The organism is Streptomyces sp. RLB3-17 (assembly GCF_007113425.2).
GTDB classification, from domain to species: Bacteria; Actinomycetota; Actinomycetes; order Streptomycetales; family Streptomycetaceae; genus Streptomyces; species Streptomyces mirabilis_D.
The window spans coordinates 4399164-4421079 of sequence record NZ_CP041610.2 but is presented as its reverse complement, the minus strand read 5'-3'; the positions used below and the strand labels follow the sequence as shown (position 1 = coordinate 4421079).

21 protein-coding genes and 1 pseudogene are annotated in these 21916 nt (G+C 70.1%); 19 read left to right on the top strand and 3 right to left on the bottom strand.

The annotated features are described in order from the left end of the window. Positions 1 to 144: 144 nt before the first annotated feature. Positions 145 to 1074: a sugar phosphate isomerase/epimerase family protein gene (locus FNV62_RS20270; RefSeq protein WP_143601698.1), complete on the bottom strand. Its 930-nt coding sequence runs from the start codon at positions 1072 to 1074 to the stop codon at positions 145 to 147. Positions 1075 to 1196: 122 nt separating this feature from the next. Here FNV62_RS20270 and iolC point away from each other — a divergent pair, with 122 nt between their 5' ends. The 9 genes from iolC to FNV62_RS20225 all read left to right on the top strand — a co-directional run bounded on the left by iolC (position 1197) and on the right by FNV62_RS20225 (position 14700). Beyond that, positions 1197 to 2165, top strand: coding sequence for a 5-dehydro-2-deoxygluconokinase (iolC, locus tag FNV62_RS20265; RefSeq protein WP_143601697.1), 969 nt, complete (start codon positions 1197 to 1199; stop codon positions 2163 to 2165). Continuing rightward, entirely contained in the window at positions 2162 to 3112 is a 951-nt protein-coding gene (locus FNV62_RS20260; protein WP_413083864.1) for a deoxyribose-phosphate aldolase, read from the top strand. Before iolC ends, FNV62_RS20260 begins: the two co-directional genes overlap by 4 nt. Before the next feature lie 7 nt (positions 3113 to 3119). Next, positions 3120 to 3980, top strand: coding sequence for a 5-deoxy-glucuronate isomerase (gene iolB, locus FNV62_RS20255; RefSeq protein ID WP_144315480.1), 861 nt, complete (start codon positions 3120 to 3122; stop codon positions 3978 to 3980). Further along, the gene (iolD, locus tag FNV62_RS20250; RefSeq protein WP_054231831.1) at positions 3977 to 5860 is read left to right on the top strand and encodes a 3D-(3,5/4)-trihydroxycyclohexane-1,2-dione acylhydrolase (decyclizing); all 1884 of its coding nucleotides are present in this window, start codon (positions 3977 to 3979) and stop codon (positions 5858 to 5860) included. Before iolB ends, iolD begins: the two co-directional genes overlap by 4 nt. Before the next feature lie 14 nt (positions 5861 to 5874). After that, positions 5875 to 7377: a CoA-acylating methylmalonate-semialdehyde dehydrogenase gene (mmsA, locus tag FNV62_RS20245; protein ID WP_097284800.1), complete on the top strand. Its 1503-nt coding sequence runs from the start codon at positions 5875 to 5877 to the stop codon at positions 7375 to 7377. Positions 7378 to 7821: 444 nt separating this feature from the next. Next, the gene (locus FNV62_RS20240; protein WP_097284799.1) at positions 7822 to 9231 is read left to right on the top strand and encodes an APC family permease; all 1410 of its coding nucleotides are present in this window, start codon (positions 7822 to 7824) and stop codon (positions 9229 to 9231) included. 172 nt (positions 9232 to 9403) lie between these two features. Beyond that, positions 9404 to 12061 (top strand): alpha/beta fold hydrolase, encoded by a 2658-nt coding sequence (locus FNV62_RS20235; RefSeq protein WP_143608164.1) that lies wholly within the window; start codon positions 9404 to 9406, stop codon positions 12059 to 12061. After that, on the top strand, positions 12058 to 12921 hold the full coding sequence (locus FNV62_RS20230) for an ABC transporter permease (protein ID WP_054231827.1): 864 nt from the start codon (positions 12058 to 12060) through the stop codon (positions 12919 to 12921). Before FNV62_RS20235 ends, FNV62_RS20230 begins: the two co-directional genes overlap by 4 nt. A gap of 174 nt (positions 12922 to 13095) precedes the next feature. Next, positions 13096 to 14700 (top strand): vWA domain-containing protein, encoded by a 1605-nt coding sequence (locus FNV62_RS20225; RefSeq protein ID WP_144315479.1) that lies wholly within the window; start codon positions 13096 to 13098, stop codon positions 14698 to 14700. 122 nt (positions 14701 to 14822) lie between these two features. Here the strand turns inward: FNV62_RS20225 and FNV62_RS20220 are convergent, their stop codons facing one another. After that, positions 14823 to 15230: a rodlin gene (locus FNV62_RS20220; protein WP_054231869.1), complete on the bottom strand. Its 408-nt coding sequence runs from the start codon at positions 15228 to 15230 to the stop codon at positions 14823 to 14825. Between the two features lie 404 nt (positions 15231 to 15634). Then, positions 15635 to 16045 carry a rodlin gene (locus tag FNV62_RS20215; protein WP_060900436.1) on the bottom strand — a complete coding sequence of 137 codons (411 nt, stop codon included), beginning with the start codon at positions 16043 to 16045 and terminating at the stop codon, positions 15635 to 15637. Between the two features lie 473 nt (positions 16046 to 16518). Between FNV62_RS20215 and FNV62_RS20210 the strand changes: the two genes are divergently transcribed. From FNV62_RS20210 to FNV62_RS20175, 10 genes and pseudogenes are all read left to right on the top strand, one after another. Then, positions 16519 to 16710, top strand: coding sequence for a chaplin (locus FNV62_RS20210; protein WP_060900438.1), 192 nt, complete (start codon positions 16519 to 16521; stop codon positions 16708 to 16710). A 129-nt stretch (positions 16711 to 16839) separates the two neighbouring features. Continuing rightward, positions 16840 to 17172: pseudogene (locus FNV62_RS57585) on the top strand (chaplin family protein); the annotation flags it as partial. A gap of 50 nt (positions 17173 to 17222) precedes the next feature. After that, the gene (locus tag FNV62_RS57580) at positions 17223 to 17621 is read left to right on the top strand and encodes a hypothetical protein (protein ID WP_318658515.1); all 399 of its coding nucleotides are present in this window, start codon (positions 17223 to 17225) and stop codon (positions 17619 to 17621) included. A gap of 4 nt (positions 17622 to 17625) precedes the next feature. Then, positions 17626 to 17712: a hypothetical protein gene (locus tag FNV62_RS57575; RefSeq protein ID WP_309171937.1), complete on the top strand. Its 87-nt coding sequence runs from the start codon at positions 17626 to 17628 to the stop codon at positions 17710 to 17712. Between the two features lie 564 nt (positions 17713 to 18276). Then, complete coding sequence (locus FNV62_RS20200) at positions 18277 to 18516, top strand: chaplin (protein WP_054231823.1); 240 nt, start codon at positions 18277 to 18279, stop codon at positions 18514 to 18516. Between the two features lie 365 nt (positions 18517 to 18881). Continuing rightward, entirely contained in the window at positions 18882 to 19184 is a 303-nt protein-coding gene (locus tag FNV62_RS20195; RefSeq protein WP_097284795.1) for a hypothetical protein, read from the top strand. 118 nt (positions 19185 to 19302) lie between these two features. Further along, a complete protein-coding gene (locus tag FNV62_RS20190; RefSeq protein WP_144315478.1) occupies positions 19303 to 19542 on the top strand; it encodes a chaplin in 240 nt (79 codons plus the stop codon). A 178-nt stretch (positions 19543 to 19720) separates the two neighbouring features. After that, the gene (locus FNV62_RS20185; RefSeq protein WP_097284794.1) at positions 19721 to 20218 is read left to right on the top strand and encodes a DUF5949 family protein; all 498 of its coding nucleotides are present in this window, start codon (positions 19721 to 19723) and stop codon (positions 20216 to 20218) included. After that, positions 20218 to 20829, top strand: coding sequence for a vitamin K epoxide reductase family protein (locus FNV62_RS20180; RefSeq protein WP_143601693.1), 612 nt, complete (start codon positions 20218 to 20220; stop codon positions 20827 to 20829). Before FNV62_RS20185 ends, FNV62_RS20180 begins: the two co-directional genes overlap by 1 nt. Before the next feature lie 102 nt (positions 20830 to 20931). Further along, positions 20932 to 21450: a hypothetical protein gene (locus FNV62_RS20175; protein WP_054231818.1), complete on the top strand. Its 519-nt coding sequence runs from the start codon at positions 20932 to 20934 to the stop codon at positions 21448 to 21450. Positions 21451 to 21916 lie beyond the last annotated feature (466 nt).

Here is a 21916-nt window from a genome sequence, read left to right as displayed (position 1 = left end):
CCGCCCGCACCCGGGGAACTCCCATGGTGCAACGCGGCCGGCGACGCCGGAAGGCCCGCCGAGCCCCGGGCTCTCGGCGGGCCCCACGGCTCCCCGCGGAGGGTCAGGCTCCGCGGGACACTGTGAAGCGGTCACCTCGAACGGTCAGGCTCCGCAGGACCTCAGGAACGCCCGGGTGCGCTGGGCGATCGGCAGCGGCTTGTCCGGCGGGCACGGGTACATGTCCTGCTCGACGATGGCGAAGAGTTCGACGTCGAGCTTCTGGGCGGCGGCGAGGACGGGCTCCAGTGCCGGTACACCGGACGGCGGTTCGCACATCACACCCTTGGCCACGGCGGGCCCGAACGGCACCTCGTTCGCCCGCACCTCGGCCAGGACCAGCGGATCCACCTGCTTGAGGTGGAGGTAGCCGATGCGCTCCCCGTAGGTCTCGATGAGCTTGACGCTGTCGCCGCCGCAGTACGCGTAGTGGCCGGTGTCCAGGCACAGCGACACCAGTGAGGAGTCGGTCGCGTCGAGGAAACGCGTGACGTTCTCCTCGCTGTCGATGTGCGTGTCCGCGTGCGGGTGGACGACGATCTTCAGCCCGTAGCGCTCCCGCACCTCATGGGCGAGCCGCTCGGTCTGAGCGGTCAGATTGCGCCACTGCGTCGGCGTCAGCGCGCTGCTCTCCAGCACCTCGCCCGTCTTGTCGTCCCGCCAGAACGCCGGGATGACGACGAGGTGCTCGGCGCCCGTCGCCTGGGTGAGCGCGGCGATGTCCGAGACGTGCGCCCAGGTGGCGTCCCACACCTCGGGTCCCCGGTGCAGCCCGGTGAAGACGGTGCCGGCCGACACGGTGAGCCCGCGCCGCGCGGTCTCCTCCTTGAGCACCGCCGGATCCGTGGGCAGATAACCGTAGGGGCCCAGCTCGATCCACTCGTACCCGGACTGGGAGACCTCGTCGAGGAAGCGCTGCCAGGGGACCTGCTGAGGGTCGTCGGGGAACCAGACGCCCCAGGAGTCCGGAGCCGAACCGATCCGGATGCGGGACAGTGAGGACTGAGGTGATGCCTGCGGCGACAACGACGTCATGGGCGTCAGCTTCGGGCGGCACGAGGGAGGTGTCAAGGCCTGGTCCGAATGTCCGGACAAACTGTTGACAGGGCTCCCCGCGCGGCGCTAGACCTTGGGGGAGCCGAAGCGAAGGGAAGTCGATGGCGTACGACCTGATCACCATGGGGCGGATCGGTGTGGACCTCTACCCGTTGCAGACGGGGGTCCCGCTGGCGCAGGTGACGTCCTTCGGGAAGTTCCTGGGTGGCTCGGCGACGAACGTCGCGGTGGCCGCGTCCCGGCTCGGACGGCGTACGGCGGTGATCACGCGCACCGGTGACGACCCCTTCGGCGCGTACCTCCACGAGGCGCTGCGCGGCTTCGGCGTGGACGACCGCTGGGTCACCCCGGTCGCCGGGCTGCCCACCCCGGTGACGTTCTGCGAGATCTTCCCGCCCGACGACTTCCCGCTGTACTTCTACCGGCAGCCCAAGGCCCCGGACCTGGAGATCGACGCGCACGACCTCGACCTGGACGCCGTCCGTGAGGCGCGCATCTTCTGGGTGACCGGGACCGGCCTGAGCGAGGAGCCCAGCCGGACGGCGACGCTCGCCGCGCTCGCCCACCGCGCCAAGTCCGCCACGACGGTCTTCGACCTCGACTGGCGGCCCATGTTCTGGAAGAGCACGGCCGGGAACACCCCCGAGGACTCCGCCCGGGTCTTCTACGCCGAGGCCCTGCGCCACACCACCGTCGCCGTCGGCAACCTCGACGAGGTCGAGATCGCCACCGGCGTCCGCGAACCGCACGCGGCGGCCGAGGCCCTCCTCGAGGCGGGCGTCGAACTCGCCGTCGTCAAACAGGGCCCCAAGGGCGTCCTCGCCGTCCACCGCGACGGCACGTCGGCCGAGGTCCCGCCGCTCCCGGTGACGGTCCTCAACGGCCTCGGCGCCGGTGACGCGTTCGGCGGTTCCCTCTGTCACGGCCTGCTCGCCGGCTGGGACCTGGAGCGGATCATGCGGCACGCCAACGCGGCCGGTGCCATCGTCGCCTCCCGGCTGGAGTGCTCCTCCGCGATGCCGACCCCCGACGAGGTCGAGGACGCGCTCATGGCGGGAGCGGTCCGATGAGGGCGGGACGCGTGGGACACGAGGGCGGAGACCCCGTCCTGCCCCCGGCTCCCTCCCCGCCGCTGCGAACCGTGGACACGGTGGAGCTCGTCCGGCTCCGCGCCCACCGCCCCGAAGCCGTCGCCGAGGCCGCCGCGCGCCGGCCCCGCCGCCCCCTCGTGGGCGACAACGGGCGGCTGATGATCATCGCCGCGGACCATCCGGCCCGCGGGGCGCTCGCCGTCGGCGACCGCAAGTTCGCCATGGCGAACCGCGCGGACCTGCTGGAACGGCTCTGCCTCGCGCTCTCCCGCCCCGGTGTCGACGGCGTCCTCGCGACCGCCGACATCCTCGACGACCTGCTGCTCCTGGGCGCCCTCGACCACAAGGTGGTCCTCGGCTCGATGAACCGCGGCGGCCTCCAGGGCGCCTCGTACGAGCTGGACGACCGTTTCACCGGCCACCGTCCGCAGGACATCGAGCGGCTCGGCTTCGACGCGGGCAAGCTGCTGCTGCGCATCGACTACGACGATCCGGGCTCGCTCAACACCCTCGAGTCCACCGCCCGCGTGATCGACGAGATGGCGGAGCGTCATCTCCCGGTCTTCGTCGAACCGTTCCTCAGCCGCCGCACCCCCAGGGGCGCGCTGGTCAACGACCTGAGCGCCGAGGCCGTCATCAAGTCCATCGCCATCGCCAGTGGCCTGGGCGGCAGTTCGGCGTACACCTGGCTGAAGGTCCCCGTCACCGACAACCCGGACGACATGGCCCGGGTCATGGAGACCTCCACCCTGCCCGCCGTACTGCTCGGCGGAGACGTCGGGGAGGACCAGGAGAGCGCGTACGAGAAGTGGCGCGGCGCGCTCCAACTGCCCACCGTGCAGGGCCTGGTCGTCGGCCGCTCGCTGCTCTACCCGGCCGACGGGGACGTGACCGCCGCGGTGGACACCGCCGTAGGACTGCTGTGAGGACCCGATGACGGACCCCAGGACGCACTCGACGACGGACGTGCCCCGGAGCGACGGCCTGTACGTGCCCAGGGGCGCCACCGCCGGCGGGCTGTACGCCGTCGACATCGACCCCAAGTACGCCGGCTGGACCCACAGCAGCCTGCGCGTGGTCGACCTCGGACCGGGCGGCACCCACACCTTCACCACCGGCGACAGCGAGTGGATCGTGCTTCCGCTGGGTGGCGCCTGTACGGTGCGCATAGAGGACGAAGAGTTCCAAATCCTGGGCAGGGAAAGCGTGTTCGCGGGGGTCTCCGACTTCGCGTACGTGCCCCGTGACGCCCGGGCCCAGATCGCCTCCGGTGCGGGAGGCCGCTTCGCCCTGGCAGGAGCGAAGTGCGAGCGCCGACTCCCCGCCCGCTACGGCCCCGCGCCGGAGGTCCCCGTCGAAGACCGAGGCAGTGGCAACTGCGCACGTCAGGTGCGCAATTTCGCCTCCGCCGACGCCTTCGAGTGCGACAAGCTCATCGCCGTCGAGGTCATCACCCCCGGCGGCAACTGGTCCTCGTATCCGCCGCACAAGCACGACGAGCACCGGCCCGGTGTCGAGTCGGAGCTGGAGGAGATCTACTACTTCGAGATCGACGGCCCGAACGGATTCGGCTATCAGCGCGTATTCCCTTCGCGCGAGGGCGGATCCGACGTCCTCGCCGAGGTCCGCACCGGCGATGCCGTCCTCGTCCCCGACGGATGGCACGGCCCGTCCATCGCCCAGCCCGGCCACACCATGTACTACCTGAACGCGATGGCCGGACCGGGCGAGGAGAGGGAGTGGCGGATCTGCTTCCACCCGGGACATCTAGAGAGCACAGAGGGATACCGATGACCTCAACGACGAGGCTGACGGTCGCACAGGCGCTGGTGCGCTTCCTGGCCGCCCAGTACACGGAGCGGGACGGCGAGCGGCGGCGGCTGATCGGCGCCACCTGGGGCATTTTCGGTCACGGCAACGTCGCCGGACTCGGCCAGGCGCTGATCGAGTACGCCGACGAGATGCCCTACCACCAGGGCCGTAACGAGCAGTCGATGGTGCACGCGGCGGTCGGCTTCGCACGCCAGTCCAACCGGCTGTCGGCGCACGCCGTGACCACCTCCATCGGACCCGGCGCCACCAACCTCGTCACCGGCGCCGCGCTCGCGACGATCAACCACCTCCCGGTGCTCCTGCTGCCCGGCGACATCTTCGCGACCCGCCCCGCCGACCCGGTCCTCCAGCAGCTCGAAGTCCCCTACGCGGGCGATGTGTCGGTCAACGACTGTCTGCGCCCGGTGTCGAAGTACTTCGACCGCGTCACCCGGCCCGAGGCGCTGATCCCCGCCGCCCTGCAGGCCATGCGCGTGCTCACCGACCCGGTCGAGACCGGCGCCGTCACGCTCGCGCTGCCGCAGGACGTGCAGGCGGAGGCGTACGACTGGCCGGAGGAGTTCTTCCAGGAGCGGATCTGGACCGTGCGCCGTCCGGCGGCCGACGCCTCCGAGCTGGCCGCCGCCGTCACGGCGATCCGCGAGGCCCGGCGCCCGCTGATCGTCGCGGGCGGCGGGGTCCACCACAGCCGCGCCGAGGACGTGCTCGCCGAACTCGCCGCCACCACCCGCATCCCCGTCGCCTCCACACAGGCGGGCAAGGGATCACTGAAGTGGGACCACCCGCAGGACGTCGGCGGAGTCGGACACACCGGCACGGCGACCGCGAACGAGCTCGCCCGCACCGCCGACCTGGTGATCGGCGTCGGCACCCGCTACACCGACTTCACCACCGCCTCCGGCACCCTCTTCACCGCCTCGAACGTCCGCTTCCTGAACCTCAACATCGCGCCGTACGACGGCCACAAGCTGTCGGGGATCCCGCTGATCGCGGACGCGCGGGCCGGCCTTGAAGCGCTCACCGAGGCGCTGCTGCTGCACGGGCACCGCGTGGAGCCCGCGTACGCCACCGAGTACACGGACGACAAGGAGCGCTGGGAGTACCGCGTCGACGCGGCGTACGAGGCCGAGGACATCGACATCCGGCCCACCCAGCCGCAGGTCCTCGGCGTCCTCGACGAGCTCGTCACCGAGGACGACATCCTGATCAACGCGGCCGGCTCGCTCCCCGGTGACCTGCACAAACTGTGGCGGGCCCGGTCCCGCGACCAGTACCACGTCGAGTACGGCTACTCGTGCATGGGCTACGAGATCCCGGCCGCGATCGGCGTCCGGATGGCGGCCCCCGACCGGCCCGTGTGGGCGCTGGTCGGCGACGGCACCTACCTGATGATGCCGACCGAGATCGTCACCGCCGTGCAGGAGGGCGTCGCGATCAAGGTCCTCATACTCCAGAACCACGGGTACGCCTCCATCGGCGGCCTCTCCGAGTCCGTGGGCGCCGAGCGGTACGGCACCGCCTACCGCTACCGCTCCGAGGACCGTACGTACACGGGGGCGCCGCTGCCCGTCGATCTCGCCGCCAACGCGGCCAGCCTCGGCATGCGGGTGCTGCGCGCGAAGACCGTCCGTGACCTGCGGGCGGCCCTTGCCGAGGCGCGCGCCGCGGACACTCCCACATGTGTCTACGTGGAGACCGAAACGGCAGACACAGTGTCGGGCGCGCCCCCGGCCCAAGCCTGGTGGGATGTACCTGTGGCCGAGACCGCGACCCGATCGTCGGCGGTCAAGGCACGTGAGGAGTACGACCGGCACGTCGCCGCCCGACGCCGCCATCTGTGAAGGAGTTTTTGGCCATGACGAAGACCGTCAACCACTGGATCGGTGGCAAGACAGTCGAGGGTGCGTCGGGTACGTACGGGCCGGTCACCGACCCGGCGACCGGCGCCGTGACCACACGGGTCGCCTTCGCGACCGTCGACGAGGTGGACGCCGCCGTCGCCGCGGCCAAGGACGCCTACGCGACCTGGGGCCAGTCCTCGCTGGCCAAGCGGTCCACGATCCTCTTCAAGTTCCGGGCGCTGCTCGACGCGAACCGGGACGCGATCGCCGAGCTGATCACCGCCGAGCACGGCAAGGTGCACTCGGACGCGCTCGGCGAGGTGGCGCGCGGTCTGGAGATCGTCGACCTGGCGTGCGGGATCACCGTGCAGCTGAAGGGCGAGCTGTCGACCGAGGTGGCCTCCAAGGTCGACGTGGCGTCGATCCGGCAGCCGCTGGGCGTCGTCGCGGGCATCACGCCGTTCAACTTCCCGGCCATGGTGCCGATGTGGATGTTCCCGATCGCCATCGCGTGCGGCAACACCTTCGTGCTGAAGCCGTCGGAGAAGGACCCGTCGGCCGCCATGAAGGTCGCCGAGCTGCTCGCCGAGGCCGGTCTGCCCGACGGTGTCTTCAACGTCGTCCACGGTGACAAGGTGGCCGTCGACCGCCTCCTGGAGCACCCGGACGTCAAGGCGGTGTCCTTCGTCGGCTCGACCCCGATCGCCCGCTACATCCACACCACCGCCTCCGCGAACGGCAAGCGCGTGCAGGCCCTGGGCGGCGCCAAGAACCACATGCTGGTCCTCCCGGACGCCGACCTGGACGCGGCCGCGGACGCCGCCGTGTCGGCCGCCTACGGCTCCGCCGGCGAGCGCTGCATGGCCATCTCCGCCGTCGTCGCGGTCGGCTCGGTCGGCGACGTGCTGGTGGAGAAGATCCGCGAGCGCGCCGAGAAGATCAAGATCGGCCCCGGCAACGACCCGACCTCCGAGATGGGTCCGCTGATCACGGCCGTGCACCGCGACAAGGTGGCGTCCTACGTCAAGGGCGCGGCGGCGCAGGGCTCCGAGGTCGTCCTCGACGGCACCGGGTACACGGTCGAGGGGTACGAGGACGGCCACTGGATCGGCCTCTCGCTGCTCGACAGGGTGCCGGTGACCTCGGACGCGTACAAGGACGAGATCTTCGGCCCGGTGCTGTGCGTGCTGCGCGTGGACACCTACGAGGAGGGTGTCGCCCTCATCAACGCGTCGCCCTTCGGCAACGGCACCGCGATCTTCACCCGGGACGGCGGCGCCGCCCGCCGCTTCCAGCTGGAGGTCGAGGCGGGCATGGTCGGCGTGAACGTGCCGATCCCGGTGCCCGTCGGTTACCACTCCTTCGGCGGCTGGAAGGACTCCCTCTTCGGGGACCACCACATCTACGGCAACGACGGCACGCACTTCTACACCCGCGGCAAGGTCGTCACCACCCGCTGGCCCGACCCGGCCGACGCCCCGACGGGCGTGGACCTGGGCTTCCCGCGCAACCACTGAGCGACCCCCTGGTGCCCCGTCCCCCGTCCCGGGGGGCGGGGCACCGCCATGCCCGGCTCCCCTATTCGCCGGGCGTCCCGGAGTGCGGACCAATCCTGGTGAATTTCAAGGCCTCGACTGCGGTTCTCGTCATGAGGTGATGAAACGGATAGCTGAGGTGGATTGCTGCTGATGCCTTTGAAAGCATGGTCATAGCCCGATGGGTCCTGATGATTGCAACATGTAGGCGTCGGGGCCTGGGAAAGCGATGTGACCTGCGTCGCTTCGGTGGTGCGGATTCCGTAGGTAAACGGCCATTGACGCAACGGTTTCCGTCAAGGTTCCATCAACGCGGGAGCGGACGACGAGATGAACGACGCGAGCCGCCGGAGGCGATAGCGCTCCCGACCGAATCACCTGACGCACGAGTCGTCTTCTGACGCATGAGTCGATCGGAACCGCTTCATGACCGACACGCTCCGCCCTGTCGAGCAGGCCCTCCCGGACGCCGCCCCCACGGCCTCCGGGAGCCCCCAAAAGCTCAAGCGCTCCATCGGCATCGTCGGCGGCACCCTGCTGACGCTCTCGTGCGTGACGCCCGCCTCCACGCTCTTCGTGGTCGTACCCGACCTGTTCTCGTCCCTCGGCACGGCGACCGCGCTCACCATCGCGATCGGCTCGCTGCTCTGTATCGCCGTGGCGTTCTGCTACTCGGAGCTGGGCACCCTCATCCCCAGCGCGGGCGGCGAGTACGCCATGGTGTCGACGATGGCCGGACGACTCGCGGGCTGGCTGGTCTTCGTGCTCTCCCTCCTCGTCGTCATGATCGTGCCGCCGGTGATCGCGATGGGCACCGCGGACTACCTGGCGCCGATCGTGCACCTCAACCCGTCGATGGCGGGCGCGGGCGTGATGCTCCTGGCCACCCTCGCGGGCCTGCTCGACCTGCGGGCCAACGCCTGGATCACCGGCGTCTTCCTCGTCCTCGAGGTCATCGCGGCGGCCGTCGTGGCGGTGCTGGGCTTCACACACAGCCAGCGCGGCGTGGGCAGCCTCACCTCGATGCAGGTGGCGGGCTCCGGCGGCCACACGGACACCGTGACGGCCATGCTGGTGGTCTCGGGGCTCGCGATCGCCCTCTTCATCACCCAGGGCTTCTCGACCGCGGTCTACCTCTCGGAGGAACTGGAGAACCCGCGTCGCAACGTCGCCCGTACGGTCCTGGCCACCCTCGCCATCTCGACCGTGATCATCCTGGTCCCGGTCGTCGCGATCACCATGGGCGCCTCGGACCTGTCCACCCTCACCGGCGGCGACATCAGCAGCATGGTCACCGCCTGGTCCAACTCCGCCGTCGGCACCTTCGTCAGCCTCTGCGTCGCCCTCGCGATCATCAACGCGGGCATCGTCATGGTCATCCAGAACTCCCGGGTGCTGTTCGCCTCCGCCCGTGACAAGGCCTGGCCCGAGCCGATCAACCAGAGCCTCTCCCGCCTCGGCCGCTTCGGCTCCCCGTGGGTCGCCACCCTCCTGGTGGGCGTCCCCGGCGCCCTCCTCTGCTTCGTCAACCTGGACACCCTGTACGGCGTCACGGGCGTCTCGGTGACGGCCATGTACCTGCTCGTCGCGGTCGCCGCCCTGCTCGCCCGGCGCGGCCAGCACCGCCACACCCCGGCCTGGCGCATGCCGCTGTGGCCCGCGATGCCGGTGCTCCTGATCGCGGTCCTCGCCTACATCCTGAGTCAGCAGGAGATGACGTACCTGCTGTGGACCGGCGGCATCACAGCCGTCGCCACCCTCTACTGGGCCTTCTACCTCCGCCCGCGCCGCGAGACCCGCTGGCTGGTGTCGATCCCGGAGGACGTCCAGGCCTGAGCCCTCCGGGGTGCACGCGAAGTCCCACGTCACCACCGCGCTCGTGAAGACGCCCGAGCCGGCTCGTACCACGGGCGCGGTATACGGGAGGGGCCTCGTACGCCCGGAGGAGGGGCGCGGGTTCAGACCGACGGCTGCCTTCGTTGTCGGTGGCGGCCCGTACCGTTGACACATGGATCTTCGACTGCCCCGACTGCGCGGGCCCGCACGGCGAGGACGCCGACGGTGGTTCGCCGCCGCGGCCGCCGTGGTCGTGCTCGCCGGCGCCGGTACGTGGACCGCTGTCGCCTCGGACGACGGGCCGGCCGTCCACCGCACCGACCGTGTGATGACCACGGGCGCCGGGGTGAACATCGACACGTCGTTCTTCACCGCGGGCTCCGGCCGCCGCCCCGCCGTGCTCCTCGGGCACGGCTTCGGCGGCAGCAAGGACGACATGCGGCGGGAGGCGGAGCAACTCGCCCGCGACGGGTACGCGGTGATGACCTGGTCGGCGCGCGGCTTCGGCCGTTCCACCGGCAAGATCGGGCTGAACGACCCCAAGGGCGAGGTCGCCGACGTCTCCAAGCTCATCGACTGGCTGGCCAAGCGGCCCGAGGTCCGGCTCGACAAGAGCGGCGACCCGCGCGTGGGAGTCGCCGGAGGCTCGTACGGCGGAGCGATCTCCCTGCTGGCCGCCGGGTACGACAAGAGGATCGACGCGATCGCCCCCTCGATCACGTACTGGAACCTGGCGGACGCGCTCTTCCCGAACGACGTGTTCAAGAAGCTCTGGGCCGGCATCTTCATCAACTCCGGCGGCGGCTGCGACCATTTCGAGGCGCAGCTGTGCGCGATGTACAACCGGGTGGCGGAGTCGGGGAAGCCGGACGCCCAGGCGCGGGCCCTGCTGGAGCAACGCTCGCCGTCCGCCGTCGGCGACCGCATCAAGGTGCCCACGCTCATCCTGCAGGGCCAGACCGACTCCCTCTTCCCGCTCGGCCAGGCCGACGCGATGGCCAAGGCGATCCGGGCCAACGGCGCGCCCGTGGACGTCGACTGGATCGCCGGCGGGCACGACGGCGGCGACCCGGAGACGAGCCGCGTCGAGGCCCGTGTCGGCTCCTGGTTCGACCGCTATCTGAAGGACGACAAGAACGCCGACACCGGTCCCGCCTTCCGCATCACCCGCACCGGCGGCATCGACTCCACCGACGGCGCCGCGCAGCTGCGGGGCGCGAGCGGGGACGTCTACCCCGGCCTGGAGAGCGGCGAGCACGCCATCGCGCTGAGCGACGGCCGACGCGAGCAGACCTTCCAGAACCCCGCGGGCGCGAGTCCGCCCGCGATCTCCGCCCTCCCCGGACTCGGCGGCACCGGCGGCCTGTCCCAGCTGTCCGCGCTCGGGCTCGGAGTGTCCCTCGACTTCCCGGGCCAGTACGCGCAGTTCGACTCCGCGGCGCTCCGCGGCGACCTGCGGATCACCGGCTCGCCGACCGTGACCGTCCACGTCCGGTCGAGCACCGACGAGGCGGTCCTCTTCGGGAAGGTGTACGACGTCGGGCCGGGCGCCGCCCAGCCGGTACTGCCCTCGCAACTGGTGGCGCCCGTGCGGGTGACCGGCGCGAAGGCGGGCAAGGACGTCACGATCGTGTTGCCCGCGGTCGACCACGAGGTCCAGAAGGGCCACCGGCTGCGCCTGGTCCTCGCCTCGACGGACCTCGGCTACGCCTCACCGGCGGCCCCGGCGACGTACACGGTCTCCCTGAAGAGCGACCTGCACGTGCCCACCGCGCCCGGTGTGAAGACCGCCGCCGCCGTGCTGCCCTCCTGGGTGTGGTGGCTGCCCCTGGCCGGCGCGCTCGCCGCCGCCGCACTCCTGCTGACCGGCCGACGTCGTACGGCCCCGGTCGCGCCCGACCCCGAGCTCGCCGAAGTCCCCCTCCAGATCACCGACCTGAGCAAGCGGTACGCGAAGTCGGCGGACCGGTACGCGGTACGGGACCTGTCGTTCCGCGTGGAGAAGGGCCAGGTCCTCGGTCTGCTGGGGCCGAACGGCGCGGGCAAGACGACCACGCTGCGCATGCTGATGGGCCTCATCAAGCCCGACGGCGGCGAGATCCGCGTCTTCGGGCACGCGATCCGGCCCGGCGCCCCGGTGCTCTCCCGGGTCGGGGCGTTCGTCGAGGGCGCCGGCTTCCTGCCGCACCTCTCGGGCCGCGAGAACCTGGAGCTGTACTGGCAGGCGACGGGCCGTCCGGCCGAGGACGCCCACATGGAGGAGGCGCTGGAGATCGCGGGCCTGGGCGACGCGCTGGCCCGCGCGGTCCGCACCTACTCCCAGGGCATGCGCCAGCGCCTGGCCATCGCCCAGGCGATGCTGGGCCTCCCGGACCTCCTCATCCTCGACGAACCGACCAACGGTCTCGACCCGCCCCAGATCCGCGAGATGCGCGAGGTCATGATCCGCTACGCCGCCGCGGGCCGCACGGTCATCGTCTCCAGCCACCTGCTGGCCGAGGTCGAGCAGTCCTGCACCCACCTGGTGGTCATGGACCGCGGCCGGCTGATCCAGGCCGGCCCGGTGAGCGAGATCATCGGATCCGGCGACACCCTCCTCGTCGGTACGGGCGCGCCCGTGGAGGGGCCGGTCGTCGAGAAGATCGGCGCGCTGCCCGGCGTGGCCTCGGCCGTCGCCGCCGAGGGCGGGCTGCTGGTCCGCCTCGACGAGGGCGGCAGCGCCGAGCGCCTGCTCGTGGAACTCGTACGACTGGAAGTCCCCGTGCGGTCGGTGGGTCCCCACCGTCGGCTGGAGGACGCGTTCCTCACCCTGATCGGAGGTGCCGCATGAGCACGCTCGTCGAACGGGCCGAGACGGCGGACGGGTACCGGGCGCGGCACACGCTGCCGCTCCGCGTGGAGCTCCTGCGGCAGTTGAAGCGGCGCCGCACGCTCGTCATGGGCGCGATCCTCGCCGTGCTGCCCTTCGTGCTCGTCATCGCCTTCGCGATCGGCGGTGACCCGGGCTCGCGCAACGGGCAGGTCACCCTGATGGACACGGCGACCGCGTCGGGCGCCAACTTCGCCGCGGTGAACCTCTTCGTCTCCGCGGGCTTCCTGCTGGTCATCCCCGTCGCGCTGTTCTGCGGGGACACGATCGCCTCCGAGGCGAGCTGGTCCTCGCTGCGCTATCTGCTCGCGGCCCCCGTACCGCGGGCCCGGCTGCTGTGGTCCAAGCTCACCGTCGCCCTCGGCCTCAGTCTCGCCGCGATGGTGCTGCTGCCCATCGTCGCCATAGCGGTGGGCACGGCGGCGTACGGCTGGGGGCCGCTGGAGATCCCCACCGGCGGCGCGCTCTCCGCCGGCACCGCGGCCCAGCGGCTCCTCGTGGTCATCGCGTACGTCTTCGTGTCCCAACTCGTCACGGCGGGGCTCGCGTTCTGGCTGTCCACCAAGACGGACGCGCCCCTGGGCGCGGTCGGCGGCGCGGTCGGCCTGACGATCGTGGGGAACGTCCTGGACGCGGTCACCGCCCTCGGCCACTGGCGCGACTTCCTGCCCGCACACTGGCAGTTCGCCTGGGCGGACGCCATCCAGCCCAACCCGGAGTGGGGCGGCATGATCCAGGGCACCGCGATTTCGATAACGTACGCCCTCGTCCTGTTCGCCCTGGCCTTCCGGGGTTTCCGGCGCAAGGACATCGTGTCGTAGATCTCCGGAGCGTCACCTACCGGTCTCGACGACCGCCCTTCGTGGCCGCTTCGAGATCCATCCGCAACGCTCCGTAGCGCACATCCGGGCCCCCTCGGGCGTCACAGTCACAGACGTCGGCCCAATGACGTCGGCAGACAGCCGGCGGACAGGCGACTCACCGAGGGGGCACGGATGACACTGACGGGGAACGACGAGCACACAGGGCGACCGCGGCGGCGGCCGAGGACCGGGCGACGGCGGCGACCGGTCGCCATCCTCATCGGTCTGACGCTCGCGGGCGGCCTGCTCCTCACCGGCTGCGGCGCGAGCGACAGCAACGGCTCCTCGACGAACGGTTCGAACAAGTCCGGCGGACGCGGGTTCCCGCGGCCCGCCCCGAACCGGACCTCCGGGACCTCCCAGGGCGAGCAGAAGAACACTTCGACGGGCGACGCGAGCCGCGAGTTCGCGCCGTCCCCCGACTACCTCTCCACCTTCGCCCTCGACGTCGACACCGCCTCCTACGGCTACGCACGCCGTGCCCTCGCCGACGGCCGGCTGCCCGAGGCGTCGACCGTCCGCCCCGAGGAGTTCGTCAACAGCTTCCGGCAGGACTACCGGCGTCCCGACGGCAACGGCTTCTCGGTCACCGTCGACGGCGCCCGCACCCGGGAGAAGGACTGGTCGCTGGTCCGCGTCGGCCTCGCCACCCGCGACGCCGCGTCGAGCGGTGAGCGCCCGCCCGCCGCGCTCACCTTCGTCATCGACATATCCGGCTCCATGGGCGAGCACGGCCGACTCGACCTCGCCAAGGACGCCCTCGGCGTGATGACGGACCGGCTGCGCGACGACGACTCGATAGCCGTGGTCACCTTCAGCGACGAGGCCCGGACCGTGCTCCCGATGACCCGCCTCGGCCACCACCGCGACCGCATCTACGACGCGATCAGGGGACTGGAACCGACGGAGTCGACCAACCTCGGCGCGGGCGTGCGCACCGGGTACGCCACGGCCGTCAAGGGCCTGCGCGAGGGCGTCACCAACCGCGTCGTGCTGATCTCGGACGCCCTCGCCAACACCGGCGAGACCGACGCGGACGCCATCCTGGAGAACATCTCCACCGCCCGCCGCGAACACGGCATCACCCTCTTCGGCGTCGGCGTGGGCAGCGAGTACGGCGACGCCCTCATGGAGCGCCTCGCCGACAAGGGCGACGGCCACACGACTTACGTCTCGACCATCGAGGACGCCCGCAAGGTCTTCTGCGAGCAGCTTCCGCAGAACATCGACCTCACGGCCCGCGACGCCAAGGCACAGGTCGCCTTCGACCCGGAGACCGTCAAGCAGTTCCGGCTGATCGGATACGACGACCGTCAGGTCGCCGACGAGGACTTCCGCAACGACCGGGTGGACGGCGGCGAGGTGGGACCCGGCCACACGGTCACGGCCCTCTACGCGGTCCGCACCAGGCCCGGCGCCTCCGGCCACCTCGCCACCGCGAGCGTCCGCTGGCTCGACCCCGACACCCGCGCCCCGCACGAGGAGTCCGGCCAACTGGAGACCGGCTCCCTCGACGAGGACCTGTGGACCTCCTCCACCCGTCTCCAGGTCGATGCCGTGGCCGCGTACTTCGCCGACGACCTGCGCACGGGCGACGACAAGGCGAACCCGCTCCCCGGCGCCCTCCCGCTGGGCGAACTCGCCGACCGTGCCCACCGGGTGGCGTCCGCCGCGGAGGACAAGGCGGTGGACGACCTCGCGAACGCGGTGGAGCGGGCGAGTGGACTCATGGGATAGCGGCAGCGATGGGTGGTTCGCCGAGCACGTGAAGAGGGCCGCCGAGCACGCCAAGAGGGTCACCGAGCACGCGAAGAGCGGGCCGCCGAGGTGCTCGGCGGCCCGCTCTCGCGGTGCTGGGATCAGCTGTTGTTCGTGCCGTTGCCCGACAGGACCGGGATGTTGTCCAGGATGTGCGACAGCGGTTCGTCGCCCTTGGCCTGGGTGGAGTTCTCGACGCACTGCTGGTTCTGCGGGGACGACAGGACCGGGACGTCCTGGACGGCGATCGGGACGACGCCGACGAGCGAGCCCACATTGGCCTTCGCGGGCAGGCCGACGCAGGGCTTGTTGAGCGAGCCCTGGATGAGCGCCATCTGCGGGCTCATGCTGCCGTAGGTCGCCGAGTTGCCGAACGACTGCGAGGCGCCGTAGCCGCTGACGGACGTCGTGCCACCGTCATCGCCGATCGCCAGAGCCTGGGGGGCGGCCGCGGCCGAGATACCGGCGACAGAAGCGGCGATAGCCGCGGTTGCCCACAGCTTCTTCATGTTCATTCCCTTCGGAAAGCGGACTCCTGTTGGGGAGCTGCATGATCATCAACTGGGCAGACCGCCCAAGGGTTGCGGGTAGTGCCCCATTTGGCCCAGCATGCGGGGCGTTCGCCCCGTCACCCGACACGCCAGTGGGCTCCTCCGAGCCGACTCGCAGTGGTCGATCTGGCCGACGCGTGGCGGATCGCTCGGCCGGGGCCGCTCCTTGGGTGGGATCGGCGCCTCGCGCGGCTTCCGGACGGGCGCCAGGTCCATCGGCGTCTCGATGTGGAAACCCGGGCCGGTCCGGGGGCCCCTCTTCGACACGTGACTCGTGACGTGCACTCGGCAAGTGAACGGTCACGCACAGAAGATGGGCCCGGCGGGCCGCCGAGAGAGCTGCGGCCCGCCGGCCGAGAGTGCTACTTGTTGCCGACACCGTTGCCGGACAGGACCGGGATCCGGTCCAGGACGTGCGACAGCGGTTCGTCGCCCTTGGCCTGGGTGGAGTTCTCGACGCACTGCTGGTTCTGCGGGGACGACAGGACCGGGACGTCCTGGACGGCGATCGGGACGACGCCGACGAGCGAGCCCACATTGGCCTTCGCGGGCAGGCCGACGCAGGGCTTGTTCAGCGAGCCCTGGATGAGCCCCATCTGCGGGCTCATGTCCCCCGTGGTCGCCGAGTTGCCGAACGACTGGGTGGCACCGACGCCGCTGACGGAGGTCGTCCCACCGTCATTCCCGATCGCCAGCGCCTGCGGCGCGGCAGCAGCGGAAGCGCCGACGGCGCAAACGGTGACCGCGGCGGCGGTCATAACCTTCTTGATCACTGGCTGGATCCATTCTGAAGAAACCCCGTCCATCGGAGCGTTTTGGTTCAACCGCCGCGGACGCCCTTGGTTGCTCCCATTCACCCTGATGGCCCAATAGGGCCGATCGGGTGAATCACCGAAACCAGTCCAGGACCGCCGGGTTGATGCGAGAGGTCGGTGGGCGCGACGTCGAGCAGTCGTGCAGGTCCTGTCGGCCCCGCGGAACGCATTTAAGGGAACCGTTCCTTCCCGTATGGGTGTTCGTGTGCACCTCGGTGCCGATTCGAATTTGGGGCGATTCGAGTGAATTCCCAAGCGGCGCACGTTCTTTAGTTTCTTCGGACGGTCCTCCATCGTTTACAGACTGCAGGTCGTGGTGCGAGCCGCTCAAGGTGTGCTCGCTCGGTTTCGGCCGTCATAGGACCACGACCGCAGAGAAGGGAAATTACGTGAAGCACAAGAAGAGCGCTGCTGTTGTCGCCGGCGCGATCATGGCCCTGGGGATGGGCGCCCCGGCCTTCGCGGACTCCGGCGCCGAGGGTTCCGCCGTCGGCTCGCCGGGTGTCCTCTCGGGCAATGTGATTCAGGTCCCCATTCACGTCCCCGTCAACGTGTGCGGCAACACGGTCGACGTCGTCGCCCTGCTGAACCCGGCGTTCGGCAACAGCTGCGCCAACCACTGACGCGACAGCATCAGCCTTCCCGGCTGGATCACGGTCGGCCTTGGGTCGCTCTTTCGGCTCCAAGGCCGGCTTTCCTCACTTCTTTCAAGCAGGAAGACAACGAGATTGCGACAGAACCTGAGTAGGGGAATGGTCGTGGCCGCGGCCGCGACGAGCATCCTGTCCCTGTACGGCACCCCCGTGTTCGCGGACTCGCACGCGGACGCCAGCGCTATGGACTCACCCGGCGTCGCGTCGGGCAACAGCGTTCAGGTTCCGGTGCACGTGCCGGTGAACGCCTGCGGCAACACTGTCAACGTGATCGGCGCGCTCAACCCGACCTTCGGGAACTCCTGCACCAACGGCTCGGGTTCGCAAGGCACCTCCTCCGGCTCGATGGCGTCCGGCAGGACCCAGGGCTCGCCCGGCGTGTTGTCAGGCAACCATGCCCAGGCCCCGGTGGACGTTCCGGTGAACGCGTGCGGCAACACGGTCGACGTCGTCGCCCTGCTGAACCCGGCGTTCGGCAACAGGTGCGGGAACGAGCACGGGGGCAGCGTCAGCACTCCGCCGACGACGCCTCCGACTGTCCCGCCGACGACGCCTCCGACCGTTCCGCCGACGACGCCTCCGACCGTTCCGCCGACGACGCCTCCGACTGTCCCGCCGGTGACGCCTCCGACCGTTCCGCCGGTGACGCCTCCGACTGTCCCGCCGGTGACGCCTCCGACCGTTCCGCCGGTGACGCCTCCGACCGTTCCGCCGGTGACGCCTCCGACCGTTCCGCCGGTGACGCCTCCGACTGTCCCGCCGGTGACGCCTCCGACCGTTCCGCCGGTGACGCCTGTCACCCCGCCGCGGACCGTCCGGCAGCCGGTCCTGCCCGTTTCTCCCTCCGAGAATCCGCCCACCCTGGCGCGCACCGGCAGTGAGAACGTGCTCGGGGCCTCGGCCGCCGGCGCCGCGCTGCTGCTCGGCGGAGCCGTCCTGTACCGACGAGGTCGAGTCGCCTCCCGCCGGTAGTACGACGCTCTGGGTGCCGGACGCTTCGCCGCGCCCGGCACCCAATTGTGCTGTTCTCCAGGTCCTTCCGCCCCTTGGCGCCGGCTTGGATGCGCATGGCCGCGTCCCGCCCGTGCCGGCCCGTGGGTGCGGGGACCCGCTCGCCGCCCGGGCCCGTGCGCAGCCGCCGCCGGGCTCCTGCGCAGTTCGTCGGCCGACAGTCCGAGCTGCTCGCAGCTCGCCCCGAACCGCGAGGCTGCGACGAGGCGTTCGGTCTCCAGGTGGCCCGGTACACCGTGCCACCTCCTGGGCGGGGTCCAACTCCCGCTGGGTGGCCGAGGCCCGATTCCAGGTCGGTATTCCGAGCCTGATTCCGGCATCCCCTTGGCAAGGAGCTGCGGGAGGTTTTCGGCTCCAGCCACTCACTGCGTTTGTCGGTTAAATCTCATGAATGTATCGGAATGGTGGAGTTCGGTGATGGTGGGATCACTCCTTTGGAGGCGCAACTCGTGCGTGTCCTGCGCGTTGATTCCAGCACCGGGCATCTCGCCCGGACGTTGTGACGATTCCAAGGAGCACTTCTCCATGTCGCGTATCGCGAAGGGCCTGGCCCTGACCTCCATTGCCGCCGCTGCTGTGGCGGGCACCGCCGGCATCGCTGCCGCCGACAGCGGCGCAACCGGCTCGGCTGCCCAATCCCCTGGCGTCCTGTCGGGCAACGTTCTGCAGGTGCCCATCCACGTTCCGGTCAACGTCTGCGGGAACACCGTGAACGTCATCGGTCTGCTGAACCCCGCGTTCGGCAACACCTGCGCCAACGGCTGACGTCAGCGCCAACCTTCTGCCGGCCGCCTTCCCCAACGGGAGGGCGGCCGGTCCGCGTTGTCCCGATTGAGGCAAGCGGGTTCAAGGCCCTCGCACGGCTCCTGGGCCGTCGTCAAGAAGAACCACCCTGCTCTCCGCGAGTGGGTGCGCCGGCTGCCCTGACACGGGGAGCCCGAGCCGGGTGGCGCGCCGGGCCGCGGCCCTGGGCGAGCCGCCGACCACAGGCTGTTCATTGCGGGTTGGACGTTCGGGTGGGGTGCGGGAATCGTCTGTACAGGGTTTCCTTCGTGTCCGGGTCTCGTTAGTCAGTCCGGAAAAAGCGGAAATTCCCTCCGGTGGCACCTGTCACCGAAGAAAGGAGCACGATGAAGTCCCTGAATGCTGCCGCTGTCGTTGCCGGGTCCATGATCATCGCTGGTGCCGCCGCGCCCGCCTTTGCCGCCGAGGCCTCCGACCTCACGCCCACCAGTCTCAACAGCGCACTGGAGACCATCGCCAGCCAGCGTTCGCTCAGCCTGAAGGACGTGCAGCCCCTGCAGCATCAGTCGAACGCGCTCGACACCGAGAACAAGAGTTCGGTGCTCAATGCCGTGAGTGGCGCGACGAAGGCGCTCAACACGGCCGGCGGCCCCGCGCGGCTCCTCGGCGGACTTCCTCTCCGGAACTGATGGGTTCCCTCCGCAGTCAGTCGGTTCAGGGAAATGGATTCACTTCATCGCGTGTCTTCCCGAAAGGCCTGCGAACTCATCCCTAGGCTGAAGCAAGTCGCCAAGGAAAGGACGGACGATGAACCTTGCCAAGAAGGCCGCTCTCATTTTCGCCACCGCTGGAATGGCCGCGGGTGCCGCCGCGGGCAGCGCCGTCGCCGATGCCGGCGCGCAGGGCTCGGCGGCCAATTCCCCCGGTGTCGCCTCCGGCAACGTCATTGAGGTACCCGTGGACGTTCCGGTGAACGCCTGTGGCCTCAGCGTCAACGTCATCGGCGCGTTGAACCCGGCGTTTGGGAACGTGTGCGACAACAAGTGACGTCGTGCCTCCTCGATTGACGTCGCACGCGGACTGAAAGGGCTGATTCCGTACCCGCGGAGTCGGCCCTTCGCGTTGTTCGAGGAGCGTCCCCCATTCGTGTGGTCGCCCGTCGGTCATCGGCCATACGGGTGAGAAATCGGCCGGGCCCGTTCGGGTGCGTCGATAAGGTTCCGCGGTGACCTCAACCTCAAGTCAAGCGCGCCCTTTCCGGGCCGTCGACCTCGGCACGCTCGCCGTCATCGCCTTCAGCGGTGAAGTGCCCGACGGCGACATGCCCTATCTCCTCGCCTACTCCCTGGGCGACGGTGAAGGCGGCCCAGAGGCCGCCACGGCCGCCGTCGAGCAGTTGCTGCGGAACAACGGTCTGCCCGTCGGCGACTCGCTACTCGACGGGACCCGGCAGCCGAGCCTGCCGCTCACCCTCCTTGTCGAGGCGGGCCAGGCCGTCGTCACGATGCCGTACCTCAACGCTCAGTGCGTCGTGCCGCCCGAGTGGCTCGCGGCAGTCGGTGAACGGGGCTACGCCTACTTTCTGTTCGCCACCCGCGCCTGGCCCGAGGCCGAGCCGGGCAAGCCCGTCGAGCCGGAGAGCCTGGCGGCCTTCGCGGGTAACGAGGAGATCCTGCTCAGCGCGGCCCACGTACTCCTGCCCGCGCACAGTTTGCGCGGCTGATGACACGGACCGCGGGCGGCGCCGCGAGGGTGCGGACCGCGGGGGGCAGCCGCGCGTTCGCCCTGCTACTGGTGATCACCGGTGCGGCCGGTCTGCTCGCCGCGTGGGTCATCACGATCGACAAGTTCAAGCTGCTGGAGAACCCGAACTTCGTGCCGGGATGCAGCCTGAACCCGGTCGTCTCCTGCGGCAACATCATGAAGAGCAAGCAGGCCGCGGCCTTCGGGTTCCCCAACCCGATGCTCGGCCTGGTGGCGTACGGCATCGTGATCTGCGTCGGGATGAGTCTGCTCGCGCGGGCCGCCTACCCGCGCTGGTACTGGCTGACCTTCAACGCCGGCACCCTCTTCGGCGTCGGATTCTGCACCTGGCTGCAGTTCCAGTCGCTGTACCGGATCAACTCGCTGTGCCTGTGGTGCTGTCTGGCGTGGGTCGCCACGATCATCATGTTCTGGTACGTGACGTCGTTCAACGTACGGCATGAGTTTCTGCCCGCGCCCGGCTGGTTGCGGGGATTCCTCGGAGAATTCACCTGGGTCCTGCCGGTCGCGCACATCGGAATCATCGGGATGCTGATCCTGACCCGCTGGTGGAATTTCTGGACGAGCTGACTAATGGGTCCGTCAGGGGAATCCTGAACTGAAGGCGTTCTCAGGATCGTTACCCGGTATGGACGCAGATCCACCGACATCCTGAAAGGGACCGTACCTGAGATGAAGTCGACCACTCGAGGAACTCTTGTCGCTGTCGTCACCGGCGTGGCGGCAGCGATGGGTGCCGGCGCCGTGACGCCGGCCGTCGCGGCCGAAAAGGTTCCCGTCCCCGTACCTCTGGACGGCGTGGGGCGCGCCCTCAACCTGCAGACGCCCAAGATCGCCGGGGAGCTTCCGGTGCCGATGCCGGGTGGACCCGAGGGACCGCGGTACGTCGAGGGCCGGATGCTCCCCGACCGGGCGGTGCCGCGACTGCCGGTCGACGCCGGACTGCCCGGGGCGGGTTTGCGCACGCCGCTTCCGAACCTCCTCGGGCACGGCTTCGATCACCTCGGGGCGGACGCGCCCGCCGCCGATCTGACCACGTTGACGCCGGGGCTGGCCGTGGACACCCCGCTCGGCGCACCCAACCCCGACCATTACGGTCTGCCGGACCTGAAGCTCCCTCAGGCCGCCGTCCTCGGACCACTGCTGAAGACGGTGCCCGGGGCGAACGTCGGCATGGCAGAGGGGGAGTAGTACTCCCGTTGTGCTTCTCCACTTGTCCTGGTCAGCGTGCCCGTTTCGCATCCAGTGGGCTGATGCTGCATCAGGGCGGTGGTGGTCCGCGACCCGCTCGATCGGGGTGCGTCGAGACGGCCATCGAGCCGGATATCGAAGCAGGGCTGTGGTCCACTCGGTCGAAGTCGTGCCGCTGTGGATGAGCCGGCGGTTGGGGCGCGACGGGCGGTCAGGGGTTTGCCGGTCGGCCGACGGGCGCGACCTCCACGTCGGCCGCCACCGGCGACCAATCGGCGGCCTCGGTCGCTACGCCCTGATAGTCGTCGAGCACGACACAGCGAAGCGGTATGTCAGGTTCCTACCTCCCTCCCCGGTTCGATCGGCCCCTGCCCGAGCGGCGTTTCGAGGCCCCCGGACGACCTCGGAGGAAGCAGCTGCTGGGGAAGCCGCGACGGCCGTTCGCCCGCCATGGCAGTATCTGGGC